The 14499-nt window shown below is 68.6% G+C and carries 15 protein-coding genes and 1 pseudogene; 8 read left to right on the top strand and 8 right to left on the bottom strand.

All coding sequences use genetic code 11. The features are described from left to right. Positions 1-107 precede the first annotated feature (107 nt). Positions 108-1115: a Bug family tripartite tricarboxylate transporter substrate binding protein gene (locus PO605_RS28145; protein ID WP_272207210.1), complete on the bottom strand. Its 1008-nt coding sequence runs from the start codon at positions 1113-1115 to the stop codon at positions 108-110. A 153-nt stretch (positions 1116-1268) separates the two neighbouring features. Between PO605_RS28145 and PO605_RS28140 the strand changes: the two genes are divergently transcribed. The 5 genes from PO605_RS28140 (at position 1269) to PO605_RS28120 (ending at position 4676) form a co-directional block, all read left to right on the top strand. Continuing rightward, positions 1269-2189 carry a LysR family transcriptional regulator gene (locus PO605_RS28140; RefSeq protein ID WP_016449550.1) on the top strand — a complete coding sequence of 307 codons (921 nt, stop codon included), beginning with the start codon at positions 1269-1271 and terminating at the stop codon, positions 2187-2189. A gap of 445 nt (positions 2190-2634) precedes the next feature. Further along, complete coding sequence (locus PO605_RS28135) at positions 2635-3303, top strand: hypothetical protein (protein WP_047219049.1); 669 nt, start codon at positions 2635-2637, stop codon at positions 3301-3303. After that, the gene (locus PO605_RS28130) at positions 3300-3848 is read left to right on the top strand and encodes a GTP-binding protein (RefSeq protein WP_043791346.1); all 549 of its coding nucleotides are present in this window, start codon (positions 3300-3302) and stop codon (positions 3846-3848) included. The genes PO605_RS28135 and PO605_RS28130 overlap by 4 nt, the downstream gene beginning before the upstream one ends. Next, on the top strand, positions 3838-4221 hold the full coding sequence (locus PO605_RS28125) for a roadblock/LC7 domain-containing protein (protein WP_272207209.1): 384 nt from the start codon (positions 3838-3840) through the stop codon (positions 4219-4221). The genes PO605_RS28130 and PO605_RS28125 overlap by 11 nt, the downstream gene beginning before the upstream one ends. A 95-nt stretch (positions 4222-4316) precedes the next feature. Then, positions 4317-4676 carry a hypothetical protein gene (locus tag PO605_RS28120; RefSeq protein WP_047467924.1) on the top strand — a complete coding sequence of 120 codons (360 nt, stop codon included), beginning with the start codon at positions 4317-4319 and terminating at the stop codon, positions 4674-4676. 59 nt (positions 4677-4735) lie between these two features. Here the strand turns inward: PO605_RS28120 and PO605_RS28115 are convergent, their stop codons facing one another. Then, positions 4736-5449, bottom strand: coding sequence for a Crp/Fnr family transcriptional regulator (locus PO605_RS28115; RefSeq protein WP_012202707.1), 714 nt, complete (start codon positions 5447-5449; stop codon positions 4736-4738). A gap of 87 nt (positions 5450-5536) precedes the next feature. Here PO605_RS28115 and PO605_RS28110 point away from each other — a divergent pair, with 87 nt between their 5' ends. Continuing rightward, the gene (locus tag PO605_RS28110) at positions 5537-7570 is read left to right on the top strand and encodes an alkyl/aryl-sulfatase (protein ID WP_272207208.1); all 2034 of its coding nucleotides are present in this window, start codon (positions 5537-5539) and stop codon (positions 7568-7570) included. On the opposite strand, the gene PO605_RS28105 is transcribed toward PO605_RS28110, so the two are convergent. Beyond that, positions 7564-8295, bottom strand: coding sequence for a uracil-DNA glycosylase (locus tag PO605_RS28105; protein WP_047473041.1), 732 nt, complete (start codon positions 8293-8295; stop codon positions 7564-7566). The genes PO605_RS28110 and PO605_RS28105 overlap by 7 nt on opposite strands. Before the next feature lie 230 nt (positions 8296-8525). Between PO605_RS28105 and PO605_RS28100 the strand changes: the two are divergent. Both PO605_RS28100 and PO605_RS28095 read left to right on the top strand, forming a co-directional pair. Further along, positions 8526-8999, top strand: a pseudogene (locus PO605_RS28100) (HipA domain-containing protein); the annotation flags it as partial. A gap of 13 nt (positions 9000-9012) precedes the next feature. Further along, positions 9013-9336, top strand: a complete 324-nt coding sequence (locus tag PO605_RS28095; protein WP_016449541.1) for a helix-turn-helix domain-containing protein — start codon at positions 9013-9015, stop codon at positions 9334-9336. On the opposite strand, the gene trpC is transcribed toward PO605_RS28095, so the two are convergent. From trpC to PO605_RS28070, 5 genes are all read right to left on the bottom strand, one after another. Further along, complete coding sequence (gene trpC, locus PO605_RS28090; RefSeq protein ID WP_047473043.1) at positions 9333-10136, bottom strand: indole-3-glycerol phosphate synthase TrpC; 804 nt, start codon at positions 10134-10136, stop codon at positions 9333-9335. The genes PO605_RS28095 and trpC overlap by 4 nt on opposite strands. A 50-nt stretch (positions 10137-10186) precedes the next feature. Further along, positions 10187-11221 carry an anthranilate phosphoribosyltransferase gene (gene trpD, locus PO605_RS28085; RefSeq protein ID WP_013804671.1) on the bottom strand — a complete coding sequence of 345 codons (1035 nt, stop codon included), beginning with the start codon at positions 11219-11221 and terminating at the stop codon, positions 10187-10189. 29 nt (positions 11222-11250) lie between these two features. Continuing rightward, positions 11251-11838, bottom strand: a complete 588-nt coding sequence (locus PO605_RS28080) for an anthranilate synthase component II (protein WP_012202700.1) — start codon at positions 11836-11838, stop codon at positions 11251-11253. A 398-nt stretch (positions 11839-12236) separates the two neighbouring features. Further along, a complete protein-coding gene (locus PO605_RS28075) occupies positions 12237-12860 on the bottom strand; it encodes a hypothetical protein (RefSeq protein WP_034366387.1) in 624 nt (207 codons plus the stop codon). A 28-nt stretch (positions 12861-12888) separates the two neighbouring features. Continuing rightward, positions 12889-14499, bottom strand: coding sequence for a vWA domain-containing protein (locus PO605_RS28070; RefSeq protein WP_047473045.1), 1611 nt, complete (start codon positions 14497-14499; stop codon positions 12889-12891).

The raw sequence follows: 14499 nt of genomic DNA, 5'->3' as shown, positions 1-14499 counted from the left end.
GGACGCCAAGCAAGGGCCTACGCCGGCCGCGCCACCCCGCAGCAAGGGCGTCGTCCCCCTCCCGCAGGAGAGGGGGAAGCGGCAAAGCCGCTCAGGGGGTGCTTCACTCAATCCAATGTGATTTTGTTGTCTTTGATGACCTGCGCCCAGCGCGCGCTGTCGGCCTGCACCATGGCAGCGAACTGCGCGGGCGTGCGGGGCGATGCGGCCTCCACGCCCTGCCTGGCCAGGCTGGCCACCACCTCGGGATTCTGGATGGCCTTGTTGAAGGCCTGATTGATCCGCGCCACCAGCTCGGGCTTCATGCCGGCCGGGCCATAGACGCCGAACCAGGTGACGGAAGAATAGCCAGGCAGGCCGGACTCGGCCACCGTGGGCAGGTCGGGCGCCAGCGCGCTGCGCTTGTCGCCGGTCACGGCCAGGGCGCGCAGGCGGCCGCTGGCCACATGGGGCATGCCGGTGGGAATGGAGTCGAACAGCAGGTGCACCTGGCCTGCGGACAGGTCGGTGATGGACTGGGCCGTGCCCTTGTAGGGCACATGGGTCAGTTGCAGGCCCGCGCGCGCCGCGAAGGCCGCCGCGTTCAGGTGGACGATGGTGCCGTTGCCACTGCTGGCGTAGTTGAGGGCGCCCGGATGGGCCTTGGCATAGGCGATCAGCTCCTGCACGTTGCGCACGGGCAGCGAGGGCGTGACCAGCAGGATGCTGGCCGCACCGCCGATCTCGGCAATGGGCGTGAAATCCTTGTCGGCCTTGTAGGCCAGACGGGTCATCAGATGCGGCGAGATGGCATGCGTGCTGCTGGTGGTGAACAGCAGCGTGTAGCCGTCCGGCGAGGCCTTGGCGGCCTCGCCCGTGCCGATGGTGCCGCCCGCGCCGGGGCGGTTGTCGATGACCAGCTGCTGGCCCAGGTCCTGGGACATGCGCTGCGCCACCACGCGCGCCACGAGGTCGGTGGCGCCGCTGGCCGGAAAGGGCACGACCAGGCGCACCGGGTGCGAGGGCCCGGACGCCTGGCCCTGTGCCACGGCGGGCAGGGCCATGGCGCCAGCCAGGGCACAGGCCGCAGCCACGAGGGTGCGGCGTGGAAGTAAAACGCTGGGCAATGCCTTCATGGGCACACTCCTGGTCAGAGGGTTGGACAGCTGCAGCCGCTGCTCCCTGCAACGCCGCAACAGGCCATCGTAGAACCCTCGCCCCTTTGCCGCCATCAGCAAATTTGCAAACCTGCGTTGCCTCTGCGGCAAATTGATGACAATCGGGGCGACATGCCCGACGCCCGCCACCTTCTCCTGCAGGACACCGCGCTGCGCTACTTCCATGAAGTGGCGCAATGCGGATCGCTGACCGAGGCATCGGCGCGGCTGCATGTGGCGGCCTCGGCCATCAGCCGCCAGATCGCGGCGCTGGAGGGGCTGCTGGGCACGCCGCTGTTCGAACGCCACCCGCGCGGCATGGTGCTCAATGCGGCCGGCGAGATCCTGGCCGACCATGTGCGCCGCGCCGGCCTGGATGCCGAGCGCGCGCTGGGCGAGATCGAGGCCCTGCAGGGGCTGCGCAGCGGCCGCGTGCGCATCGCAAGCTCCGACGCCTTTGCCAACGAGTTCCTGCCGCGCCTGTGCGCGGCCTTCCAGCGCGAGCACGCCGGCATCGTCTTCGAGGTCATGGTGCTGCCCACGCCCGCCGTGCCCGAGGCCGTGCGCAGCGGCACGGCAGACATCGGCCTGTGCTTCAGCCGCGCGCCCGAAAAAGGCATTGCCGTGGCCTGCCGCGTGGCCGCGCCGCTGGTGGCCCTGGTCGCCCCCGGCCATGCGCTGGCGCAGGCGCGGCGCCTGTCGCTGGCCCAATTGGTGCGCCATCCGCTGGCGCTCACGCCGGCCGACACGGCCGTGCGCCAGCTGCTGGACGCCGCCTGCAGCCGCCAGGGCCTGATGCTGATGCCCGTGATGGAGAGCAACCACGGCAAGACCCTGCTGAACTTTGCAGCCCAGGGCGCCGCCGTGGCCGTGGCCAGCGAGATCGCCGCGCGCCACATGGTGGCCACGGGCGCGCTGGTGGCCGTGGCGCTCAGCGACCGGGGCATGGACCTGCGCGACATCGAGGTGCAGACCCTGGCCGGCCGCACGCTGCCGCATGCGGCGCAGTCCTTCCTGGAGATGCTGCAGCTGCGGTTGCCCGGTCCCTGGTAACCGGAGGACACGGCGGGCAGCGGGCAGCGCCCGCCAGGCACCACCCACACAAGGCGGGCCAGAAAAGAGACCACAGTCCGACCAGGGATGCAGGGACAAAACTCGGAAAGCTCCGATTTTTACGGCCCTGCAGACCCGCGATTCATCCATTGCCCTTGCTCGATCCGCTCAGGCTGGGAGCGGATTGGGCACGAATCGGATAGGACAACTCTGATTCTGACCCAGCCGATTCTGATTCTCCAGCGCGACCGGACAGCCAGCCGCCGGCGCCATTCCTATCATCCGCAGCTCTGTCGTCGGGCTTCCCCTTGCGGGATTCCTGGACTCCCGTTCCTGAATGAATTCATGGACAACCCGGCCATCGCCGGACCTACAAAGAAGAGGCAAGGCATGTACACGAACCAGACCGGAGGGCGCAGGCGGCAATTGCAGCGGGAGGCACAGCATGGATGAGCGAACCGAGCTGACCTTCATGCTGCATGGCCTGCCGGACCGCGACGCCAAGCTGTTCCGCTCCTATGTGCTGATGGTGAATCACCGCACACGGCATCGCTGGACGTGGCGCGAATCCCAGGCGGACATGACGGTGGTGCATGGCGAACTGGCCCAAGCGCCTGCCGCCCCGCCCGCGCTGACGCTGCGCGTGGGAGGGCCACCGAGGGGAGCCTTCCCTGCGGGTGGCCACCTGGGCATGCCCCTGCGCGCCGAGGCGCTGGAGGAATGCCTCAACACCATGGGCGCACGCATCCTGTCGGTGCACGGCAAACCGGCCAGCGCCAAGGCACACGCCAGCGGCCTGCACACGCAGCATCAGCTGATGCTGCTGCAGCTGCGGCGCTGGCCGTCGCCGCAACTGCTGACGAGATCCCACCATATCCGCCTGGCCACCTTGCTGACAGGCCAGCCCACGACGATGCAGACCCTGTGCCAGCGCTCGGGCCTGTCGCCCGAGATCTGCGCCGGTTTTCTGAACGAGCTGGACGCCGCCGGCCTGCTGCGCTGGGCCTCGGCCCGCCCGCCCGCCGCACCGCACCCCGGCAACCCTGCGCCGGACAGGGGCGTGCTCGAACGCATACGCCTTCGCCTGGCCCGGTTTGCAGGAGCGCGCCCATGAGCGAACTCAAGATCCTGATTTCCGGCCCTGCAGGCGCAGGCAAGACCACGGCCATCCGCTGCGTCAGCGAGATCGCCCCCGTGAGCACCGACGTGCGCAACACCGATGACACCCTGGACAAGGCGCTGACGACGGCCGGCATGGACTATGGCGAGCTGACCCTGGACAACGGCGAGAAGCTGTACCTCTACGGCACGCCCGGGCAGGAGCGCTTTGACTTCATGTGGCGCATCCTCTCGCGCGGCGCGCTGGGCGTGATCTTGCTGATCGACAACAGCCGCTCCGATCCGCTGGCCGACCTGGATATCTATGTCCAGGGCCTGTCCGATGTCTTGCGCAGCACGGCATGCGTGGTGGCGGTATGCCGCATGCAGGAGTACACAGCGCCTGATCTGGACAGCTTTGCCGTGCACCTGCAATCGCGCGGCCTGCTGTGCCCCGTGGTGCCGGCCGATGTGCGCAACCCCCAGCAGGTGGTGGCCCTGATCGAGCTGTTGCTGCTGCAGATCGAAGCCCTTGCCCAGGAGAAGTCCCATGAAGAATGACGCTGCCTTGAAGGCTGCAGCCCAGGCGGCGGTGCAGTCGCTGATGAGCAGGTTGCACGGCGTGCGTGGCTGCGTGGTCAGCACCGAGGACGGCTTCGAGGTGGCCGCCCGTGCGCAAGGCCAGGGCAGCACGGCGCGGCTGTCGGCCATGGCCAGCTCGATGGCGGCGCTGGGCATGATCGCCGGCGAGGAGAACCAGCTCGGGCATTGCGCCAACGTGGTGGTCGAGGCGGCCGAGGGCTTCATCGTCATGCTGCAGGCACAGCGCCCGGGCCTGACGCTGGTCATCAGCGTGGTGGCCTCGCGCGAGGCCGTTCTGGACCAGGTTCTCTATGTCTCGCGCGAGGCCGTGCGGACGCTGGAACAAGCGTGATGGCAAAGGCAGGCAAAGGCTGCTCACATGCATCCGGCAAGAAGGCACCGCGAAGGTGCAGAACATTTTCGCAACACAAGGGAGTTAGGAAAACAATGGCCAATATCAAGCAAACCATGGATGAACTGATGCGCTGCGACGGCGCCATGTGCGCTGCACTGGTGGACTACAACAGCGGCATGATCCTGGGGCAGGACGGATCGGGCGTGGACCTGGAGCTGGCTGCCGCCGGCAACACCGAACTGGTGCGCGCCAAGCTCAAGACCATGCGCTCGCTGGGCCTGGAAGACACCATCGAGGACATCCTCATCACGCTGAGCAAGCAGTACCACATCCTGCGCCCCTCCACCCACCACGAGGGCCTGTTCCTGTACCTGGTGCTCGACAAGACCAAGGCCAATCTCGCGCTGGCGCGGCGCAAGGTGCAGGACGTGGAAGGCGTGCTGGTGGTCTGAAGCAGGCGGCCTGCAGCGCGTAGCGCCGCCTTGATGGACCCTCTCACAACCGGGCCTTCTCAGAACCGCTCGGCGCACAGCGCCTGCCATTGCAGGATCTCGATCTCGCCGCGCTGCACACGGATGAGGCCCCGCGCCTGCAGGCCCTGCAGCAGCACGTTGGTGGTCTGGCGCGAGATCGACAGCATGCGCGCCAGCTGCTCCTGCGTGATATCCAGGCGCGGCCGGGCCGGCACATCGTCCAGCCGCTCGCCGTAGCCGCGCGCCATGGCCACCAGGCGGCGCGCCAGCCGCTGGGGTGCGGGCAGCAGGGCCAGGTCCTCCAGCGCCGCAAAGGCCGCCCGCATGCGCCCCGACATCAGCACGCCCAGGTCATGCCAGTGCGCGGGGTGCTGCTGCAGCCAGTCCAGCAGCGGCTGGCGTGGTACCTGCAGCACCACGCTGGGCTCCATGGCGTGGGCATCGTGGGTGCGCGGCGAGCCGTCGAACAGCGCGATCTCGCCAAACCAGGTGGCCGGTCCCATGCGCGTGAGCAGGGCCTCGCGCGCCTGCTCGCTCTGCCCACCCACACCGGAGAAACCGATGCTGCCGCGGACCACGGCGAACAAACCGCCCTCCAGCGCATCGCCGCGCAGGAACAGGGCCTCGCCCGTCTCCAGGCTGCGCGGCTGGGCCAGGGCCAGCAGCAAATCGGCAAACTGCGGCGCCAATGCGCTGAACCAGCGGCCGGCGCGCAGCGTGGGTAGGTAGGAAGAGGCGAGGGAAGCTTGCATGGAAAGGGATGTCGGGTGGCTGACAGACACAGCCGGCGGGCCTGCGTATTTTCGCCGCTGACACCGAACATGCCAGGAGACCTTTCCATGCAAGCCTCACACCCCCTGCCCCGCGCGCTGGCGCGCCCTTCCCGCTTGCTGGCCAGCCTGGCCACAGCCGCTTTGCTGGGCGCCTGCGCCCACGGCAGCCTGCCCGTCTCCGACATGGCCAGGCCCCAGCCGGCCAGCGCCGCCACGCGCGCGGCCCAGCAGGCGGCCTTGGCGCAGCAGCCGCTGGACGATGCGCAGGCCATGGGGGACGCCCGGCGCGGCCTGATCGCACCGGCCGACACCCTGGTCGTGCGCAATGCCCAGGGCCGTCCCATCTGGAGCATGCAGTCCTATGCCTTCCTGGAGCAGGACCAGGCGCCCGACACCGTGCACCCCGCGCTGTGGCGCCAGGCCCAGCGCAACCGCGTCAGCGGCCTGTTCCAGGTGACCGACAGGCTCTACCAGGTGCGCGGCCTGGACCTGTCGAACATGAGCATCATCGAGGGCGAGACCGGCCTGATCGTGGTCGATCCGCTGATGTACACCGAGACCGCCCAGGCCGCCATGGACCTGTACTACCAGCACCGACCGCGCAAGCCGGTGGTGGCCGTCGTCTACTCGCACAGCCATGTGGACCATTTCGGCGGCGTGCGCGGCGTGGTGCGCCAGGAAGAGGTGGATGCGGGCCGCGTGCAGGTCATCGCGCCCGCTGGCTTCATGGCCGAGGCCGTGGGCGAGAACGTCATCGCCGGCCACGCCATGGGCCGGCGCGCGCTCTACCAGTTCGGCATGCTGCTGCCGCGCGATGCCAGGGGACAGGTGGACGCAGGGCTGGGCAAGGCGGGTGCGCCCGGCACCATGGGGCTGATCGCGCCCACGCGCGTGATCGACAAGCCGCGCGAGACCCTGCGCATCGACGGCGTGGACATCGAGTTCACGCTCACGCCCGGGGCCGAGGCGCCGGCCGAGATGATCATGTACTACCCCCAGCTCAAGGTGCTGAACATGGCCGAGATCGCCGTGCACACCCAGCACAACCTGCTGCCGCTGCGCGGCGCCCAGGTGCGTGACGCGCTGGGCTGGTCCCGCCACCTGAACGACGCCCTGCACGCCTATGGCGGCCAGGCACAGATCCTGATCGCCCAGCACCACTGGCCGGTCTGGGGCCAGCCCCGGCTGCAGCGCATGCTGGCCGGCCAGCGCGACACCTACAAATACCTGCACGACCAGACCGTGCGCCTCATGAACCACGGCTACGTGGGCTCGGAGATCGCCGAGATGCTGAAGATGCCCGAATCCCTGGCCCGCGACGGCGCCACACATGCCTTCTACGGCCACCTGCGCCACAACATACGCGCCATCTACCAGCACTACCTGGGCTACTACGAAGGCAACCCGGCCCAGCTGGAGGCGCTGCCGCCCGTGCCCGCCGCACGCAAGACCGTGGAATACATGGGGGGCGCCGACGCCGTGCTGCGCCGTGCGCAAGCCGACTACGAACGCGGCGAATACCGCTGGGTGGCGCAGATCGCCTCGCAACTGGTCTTTGCCGACCCAGCCAACCAGGCCGCGCGCCGCCTGGCGGCCAATGCCTATGAACAGCTGGGCTACCAGATGGAATCGGCCACGGCCCGCAACGCCTTCCTGCAGGGCGCGGCGGAGCTGCGCCAGGGCGTGCCCCAGCTGCCCAGGCCCGGCAGCACCGCGCGCGACCTGGTGCGCAGCCTGCCGCTGGAGATGTTCTTCGACTACCTGGGCGTGCGGCTGGACGCGGGCAAGGCCGCAGGCCAGCGCATCGTGCTCAACTGGACCTTCACCGACACCGGCGAGCAGCGCAGCCTGAACCTGGAGAACAGCGCCCTCACCCAGAGCCCGGGCCTTGCGCCCGCCGCCCACGCGAGCCTGCGCCTGACGCGCGCCACGCTGGACGCCATTGCAGGCCAGGAGACCACGATGGCCGAGGCCATCAAGAGCGGCCAGCTGCGCATCGAGGGCGACGCCTCCAAGGTGATGGCGCTCATGTCCATGCTGGACCGCTTCGACAGCGTGTTCCCCATCGTGGAGCCACGCCCCGAGCGGGCCGCTCAGTAGCCGTGCTGGGCGCGGAAGTCGCGCGCCTTGCCGAAGTGCCCGTTGCCGATGAAGGGCACGGGCGGGCGCAGCGCCGACAGCGGCGAGGGATGGTTGCTGGTCAGCACCAGATGGCCCCGGTCGGCCGGAATGAAGGCGCGCTTGGACTGCGCATGGCTGCCCCAGAGCATGAAGACCACGGGGCGCGTGCCCTGGGCGATGTGTCGGATCACCGCATCGGTCAGCAGCTCCCATCCCTTGCCCGAGTGGCTGGCCGCCTGGCCTTCCTCCACCGTGAGACAGGTGTTGAGCAGCAGCACGCCGTTCCTGGCCCACTTGACCAGGCTGCCGCCCGGGTTGGGGAACGGCGGGAAGGGCACGCCCAGGTCACGCTGCATCTCCTTGAAGATGTTCTGCAGCGAGGGCGGCATGCGCACGCCCGGCGCCACCGAGAACGACAGGCCTTCGGCCTGCCCCCGGCCGTGGTAGGGGTCCTGCCCCAGGATGACCACGCGCACCTCATCGGGCGGTGTCAGCTCCAGCGCGCGCAGCGGCTGGGGCGGAAAGATCACCGCGCCAGCTTCCAGGCGCTGGTGCAGGAAGGTCAGCAGCTGCTGGCCCGTGGCACCCGCGAAGAAGTCCTCGACCAGGGGCTGCCAGTCGGGCGCAACGGGCCAGTCGGCGGGATCGGAGGATTGGAGTTGGTCGGCTTGCGCCGGGGCGATTGCGTCGTCTTGAAGGGCCATGGCGGATGGGGGCACCGCCGCCACATGCCGAGGCAGCAGCCTCCCTCAAAAAAGTACAGCTGAAATGCATGGGCGCAAGCGCCATGCCTGTTGGATCACGGCAAGCATACCTTTGCCTGCGGCGGGGAGGTACGTCCGCTTCCAATGGCGCCCCAAAGACAGACAGTGGTTACACGGAAAAACATACGAAAAACCTTGAGTCAGCCTGATGCTTTACCTAGAAATTCGTGCAAATGACCGCGAACTGCACACTACAACTGCACCAGGAAGTGCTCGAATACATCAAACGCGACATTGCCAACCTGGCCCTGGGCAACAAGGACAACCACGCGCGCAACACCGCCGTGCAGCGCGGTTTCGATGGCCGCATCGCGCTCACGCCCCTGTACGACTTTGCGCCCATGTATCTCCACCCGGACGGCATTGCCCGACGCATCCGCTGGCGGGATGAACAGGGCGGCCGGCCCGATTGGGGCCGTGTGCTGGATAGCGTCTGTGCGCTGGCCGCGCAGCTCCCTCGAAAACGCCGGGGCACGCAGTCGGAGCCGTTGCAGCGCGATCCACTGGTGAAAGGCCTCAAGGCCATGATTCCCGCGCTGGAGCGCATCGCCGCAGACGGTCTGGCGCTAGGGCTGGAGCCCGAGGTTCTCGGCCACCTGCGTCCCGCCCTCCTGGCACGTGCGCAGGAGCTCGCTGCGCTGCGCTGCGCTGAAGACCATGGACAAGCGTTTCACCCCCATTCCCATTGCCCAGCAGCTGGAGCTGCGCAGGCAGGCCATTGACGATGTGCTGGCCCACCCCGAATGGTCTTTGCCGCAGGCCGTGCGGCATCTGAAGAAGACCATGCGGCTGACCACGGCCGAGATGGCCAAGCTTTGCGGCGTTTCCTATAGAACGCTGCAGGACATCGAGCAGGAGCGCAGCGAAGGCAGCGTGCAGACCATGAACCGCATCTTGGCCATGCTGGGGCTCAAGCTCGGGGTGGTGCGCATCGTGCGGACCCCGGATTCACCGGCCGGCCCGCACAACGACGCGTCTTAGGCAAACAGCTTGGCCAGCGCCTCCCCCGGCTCCTTGGCGCGCATGAAGGCCTCGCCCACCAGGAAGCCGTGGATGCCGGCATCGCGCATGGCCTTGACGTCCTCGCGGCTGCCGATGCCCGACTCGGTGACCAGCAGGCGGTCGGCCGGCACGTTCTTTTGCAGGTCCAGCGTGGTCTGGATGCGGACCTCGAAGCTGCGCAGGTTGCGGTTGTTGATGCCCACCAGCGGGGTCTTGAGGCGCAGGGCGCGGTCCAGCTCGGCGCCGTCGTGCACCTCGACCAGCACGGCCATGTCCAGGCTGTGGGCGATCTGTTCCATCTCGGCCATCTGCGCGTCGTCCAGGCAGGCGGCGATCAGCAGCACGCAGTCGGCGCCCATGGCCCGCGATTCGTAGATCTGGTAGGGATCGACCATGAAGTCCTTGCGCAGCACGGGCAGGTGGCAGCTGGCGCGCGCCTGCTTGAGATAGTCCACGCTGCCCTGGAAGAACTGCTTGTCGGTCAGCACCGAGAGGCAGGCGGCGCTGACGCCCTTGCCGTCGCCATCGGCATAGCTTTGCGCGATGTCGGCGGGGATGAAGTCCTCGCGGATCACGCCCTTGCTGGGGCTGGCCTTCTTGATCTCGGCGATCACGCCGGCCTGGCCGGCGGCGATCTTGGCGCGCAGCGCGCCCACGAAGTCGCGCGTGAGCACGCGGCTTTCGGCGTCGCGGCGCATGTCCGCGAAGGGCATGCGCTTCTGGGCGGCGGCCACTTCCTGCACTTTCACGTCGCAGATTTGCTGGAGGATGTCGGACACGTTGCTTTCCTTGGTTTCTTGTATTCGGTGGTCGATGGGGGCTGCGCGGCTCAGGCCGTCAGCCGGGCCGTGTAGGCCACGAGTTCGTTGAGCTTGGCCAGGGCCGCGCCGCTGTCCAGCGCCGCCTGGGCGCGGGCCATGCCGTCCTCGATGCTGGAGGCCACGTTGGCCGCATACAGGGCAGCACCCGCGTTCAGGCAGACGATGTCGCGCGCGGCACTCTTTTCGCCATGGAGCACGCCCAGCAGCATGGCCTTGGATTCCTCGGGATTGTCCACCTTGAAGGCGCGCGTGCCCACCATGCGCAGGCCGAAGTCCTCGGGATGGATCTCGTACTCGCGCACCACGCCGTCCTTGAGCTCGCCCACCAGGGTGCCCGCGCCCAGGCTGATCTCGTCCAGGCCGTCGCGGCCATAGACCACGATGGCGTGCTCGGCGCCCAGGCGCTGCAGCGCGCGCACCTGGATGCCGACCAGGTCCTCGTGGAACACGCCCATGAGGATGTTGGGCGCGCTGGCCGGATTGGTCAGCGGGCCCAGGATGTTGAAGATGGTGCGCACGCCCAGCTCCTTGCGCACGGGCGCCACGTTCTTCATGGCCGGGTGGTGGTTGGGCGCGAACATGAAGCCGATGCCCACGTCGGCGATGCTGCGCGCGATCTGCTCGGGGCTGAGCTGGATGTTGACGCCCAGCGCCTCCATGGCGTCGGCGCTGCCGCTCTTGCTGCTGACGCTGCGCCCGCCGTGCTTGCTGACCTTGCCGCCCGCCGCCGCGATCACGAAGATGGAGCAGGTGGAGATGTTGAAGGTGTTGGCGCCGTCGCCGCCCGTGCCCACGATGTCCACCAGGTGGCGCTTGTCCTCCACATGGACCTTGTTGGAGAACTCGCGCATGACCTCGGCCGCGGCCGTGATCTCGCCGATGGTCTCCTTCTTCACGCGCAGGCCGGTGACGATGGCCGCCGTCATCACGGGCGACAGCTCGCCGCGCATGATCAGGCGCATCAGGTGCAGCATCTCGTCGTGGAAGATTTCGCGGTGCTCGATGGTGCGCTGCAGCGCTTCCTGGGGGGTGATCTGGGTCATTGCGGTGTCTCGGTTGGGTGCCGGCCTGCTCAGGCCTTCTGTTCCAGGAAATTCTTGAGCATGGCATGGCCATGCTCGGTGAGGATGCTCTCGGGGTGGAATTGCACGCCCTCGATGGCCAGGCTGGTGTGGCGCACGCCCTGGATCTCGCCGTCCTCGCTGGTGGCCGTGATCTCCAGGCATTCGGGCAGGCTGGAGCGCGCGATGGCCAGCGAGTGGTAGCGATTGACCGTGAACTGCTCGGGCAGGTCGGCGAACACGCCCTTGCGGTCGGTGGTGATGACGCTGGTCTTGCCATGCATCTGCTGGCCCGCGCGCACGATGTCGCCGCCGAAGGCCGCGCCAATGCTCTGGTGGCCCAGGCACACGCCCAGGATGGGCAGGCGGCCCGCGAAGTGCTGGATGGCGGCCACGGAAATGCCGGCTTCGGCCGGCGAGCAGGGGCCGGGCGAGATCACCAGGCGGTCGATCTTCTCGCGCTCGACCAGGGCGATCACCTCGTCCAGCGTGGCCTCGTCATTGCGCACCACGGTGACATCGGCACCCAGCTCGCCGAAGTACTGGACGATGTTGTAAGTGAAGCTGTCGTAGTTGTCGATCATCAGCAGTCTGGTCATACCGGCTCCTGGGTCTCAAAGGGAAAAACGGGTGGCGCGGGCATGCCGCAGCGAAGGCTGGCGCGGGCATGCGCGCAATGCTGCCTGGGTCTGGAAGGGGGAATCTGAGGGCATCTGGGCAATCTCCTGGGTTCTGGGAGCCGCCGTGCCGGGGAGCCATCTGCTGAGTGAGCCTTGCTGCCGTCACGGCGGCAAGGTGCGGTACGCAACCGCGACGACGTGCCGCTTCCTTATTGGAAGCGCCACCACTGTGCAACGATGATCGAAACGGGCGTACCGTTCATGGCTGTCTTGGATCGAGAGTTCAGGTGTCTGGAAGACGGGAATGCAGCAGGCTGCATGGCGAAGCATGCTAACACAGGGTCCGCGCAGCGTGGCGGGACGACCCTGCAGGCGCCTCACTTCAGGAAATCCGGCTGGTCGAACTTCTGCTTCAAGAAGCGGCCATTGGCCAGCAGCGCCTGCGCGTCGCTGGCCGCCACATGGGCCACCACCTGCTGCATCTGCCCGGCCAGCAGCGCCAGCTGCTCGGTCAACAGCTGCCTGGGCGTCTTGCCGTCCTGCACGGGCTGGGTGACACGGAACAGCGGCGGCAGCGCCGCATAGTGCGACAGCGTGGCCGGCAGGTACTGCAGCACCGTCTCGCGCACGGTGAACAGGCCGTCGTTGAAGACCGGGCCGGCTTCGGCCAGCGAGGGCAGCACCTCGTGCACCGAGCCGCGCACGCTGTCCAGGTGCTTTTGCATCTCGGGCGTGAGCATCGGGCGGGCCTTTTGCACCAGCTCGTCGATGCGTTCGCGGATGTCCTCGGCGCTCCAGTGCTGCTGCAGCGCCCGCTCGAAGCTGGCGCCCGCGGGCTGCAGGGCCCAACCCAGCAGCAGGCCCGCGACGTACAGGCCCAGGGTGATCCAGCCCCAGCCGGCGCCGATCACGCCGGCAAACAGCAGCACCGGCCCCAGCAGGGCCAGCGCCAGGCCGGCGAGGTTGCCGTTGCCGTAGAAGAAAAGCTGCAGGCGGCGCATCAGGCGGGTCCGATCGCTGGCGGCGCTGTCACTGGTAGCCCCGGATTTCCTTGAACACCAGCGGCAGTCCGCTCTTGCCGGTGTTGCGCGCATCGAAGGCGCGCCCGCCGGTCAGCGCGGCCAGGGCCTGCATTTCGCCGGACTGCGCCTCGCCAAAGATGATGGGAAAGACCCGCACCAGCGGCGCGCCGCCGTCGCGCGCCATGCGCTGCTCGCGCTCGAATGCGGCCCAGTCGCGGCCGGCCGTATTGGCGCCATCGGTCAGCAGCACGATGCTGACGAAGCGCTCGGGATCGGCCCGCAGTTCCTGGCGTGCCTGCTGCTGGGCCAGCGTGAGCGCGTCGTAGATGGCCGTGCCGCCGTCGGCCACCAGGCTGTCGGCATAGGCCAGCACCCGGGCGCTTGCGGCCTGCAGGTCGCCCGCCGCGAACTGCACGCGCGCGGGCTGGCCGACCAGACCCGAGAACGGAATCAGCAGCACGCGCTCGCGCGCCTGGAAGGCGGCGTAGCGCTGGCTGGCGGCCGAGGCCTCGGCGCCGGACAGCAGCTTGAGCGCCTCCTTCATCTGCGCCAGCCGTGCACCCTTCATGGAGCCGCTCACGTCCAGCACGAAGATGCTGGTGGCCGGACGGCGCAGATCGCTCTGGTAGGCCGAGAGCACGGCATCGATCACCTCCAGCCGGTTCGGAAAGCTCAGCTCCACCACGGGCGCCGTGGGCAGCGCCGGGCTGGCCTGCGCCTCGGGGCTGGCGGGGCGCAGCTGGGCCTGGCGCAGCGGCTGGCCCTGGAAGGCGGGGGCCTTGAACTGGGCGACCAGCCGGTCATAGTCTGCGCGCCGCGCAGCGCTGAGCAGCATCAGCGGATAGTCGGCCGAGATCACGCCGTCGCGCGGGTAGACCAGGGTCAGGCGGTCGGCGGCGGGCAGCTTCTCGTTCAGGCGCAGGATCACGGCCTCGTAGTTGACCAGCGCATCGACGGCGCCGGGCTCGCGCTCGAAGGCCTCGGCCAGCCAGCCGGAGCTGCCGGCGGTGAGCTTCTGGCCCGACAGGAAGTCCTTGAGCACCTTCGCGTTGACCTCCCTGGCGTCCAGGTCCTCGGTCTTGCCGGCCACGGCCGAGGCCACGGCGAACAGTGCGCTCATGCCGGTGTTGGAACTGGCCGGATTGGTCATGCCGTAGCGCAGCCGGCCCTGGGCGGCAGCGCGTGCGATGTCGGCCCAGGTGGGCGGGGCCTTGTCCCAGCCCAGCTTTTGCAGCACGGGGGCCTTCACGCCCAGGGCCACGCGCGAGTAGAAAAGCTTTTCGCGCGCCAGCGGCTTGTTCGCCAGCGCCAGCGCGGGATAGGCGCCATTGGGCGGCAGGATGGCGTCGTACTGCTCGCCCGCATTGATGCGCTCGACCATCTCCAGCGTGCCCGCATAGCTGAGCTTGAGCGGCACGCCCGCCGCCGTGGCGGCCTGCTCCAGCGCGGGCGCCACGTCCTTGAGCTCGGAGCCGGCCAGCACGGTGAATGCACCCTGGGGACCGGCGGGCGCATCGGCCTTTGCGGCGGCCTGCGGCGCGGGTTCGGGCGACTTGCCGCAGCCGGCCAGGACCAGCGCAAGGCCCAGCAGCCACCAGGCCGCCAGGCGCCGGAACAT

This window comes from Delftia sp. DT-2, assembly GCF_028401915.1.
Classification (GTDB): domain Bacteria; phylum Pseudomonadota; class Gammaproteobacteria; order Burkholderiales; family Burkholderiaceae_C; genus Comamonas; species Comamonas tsuruhatensis.
This window is presented reverse-complemented; position numbering and strand designations above follow the sequence as displayed.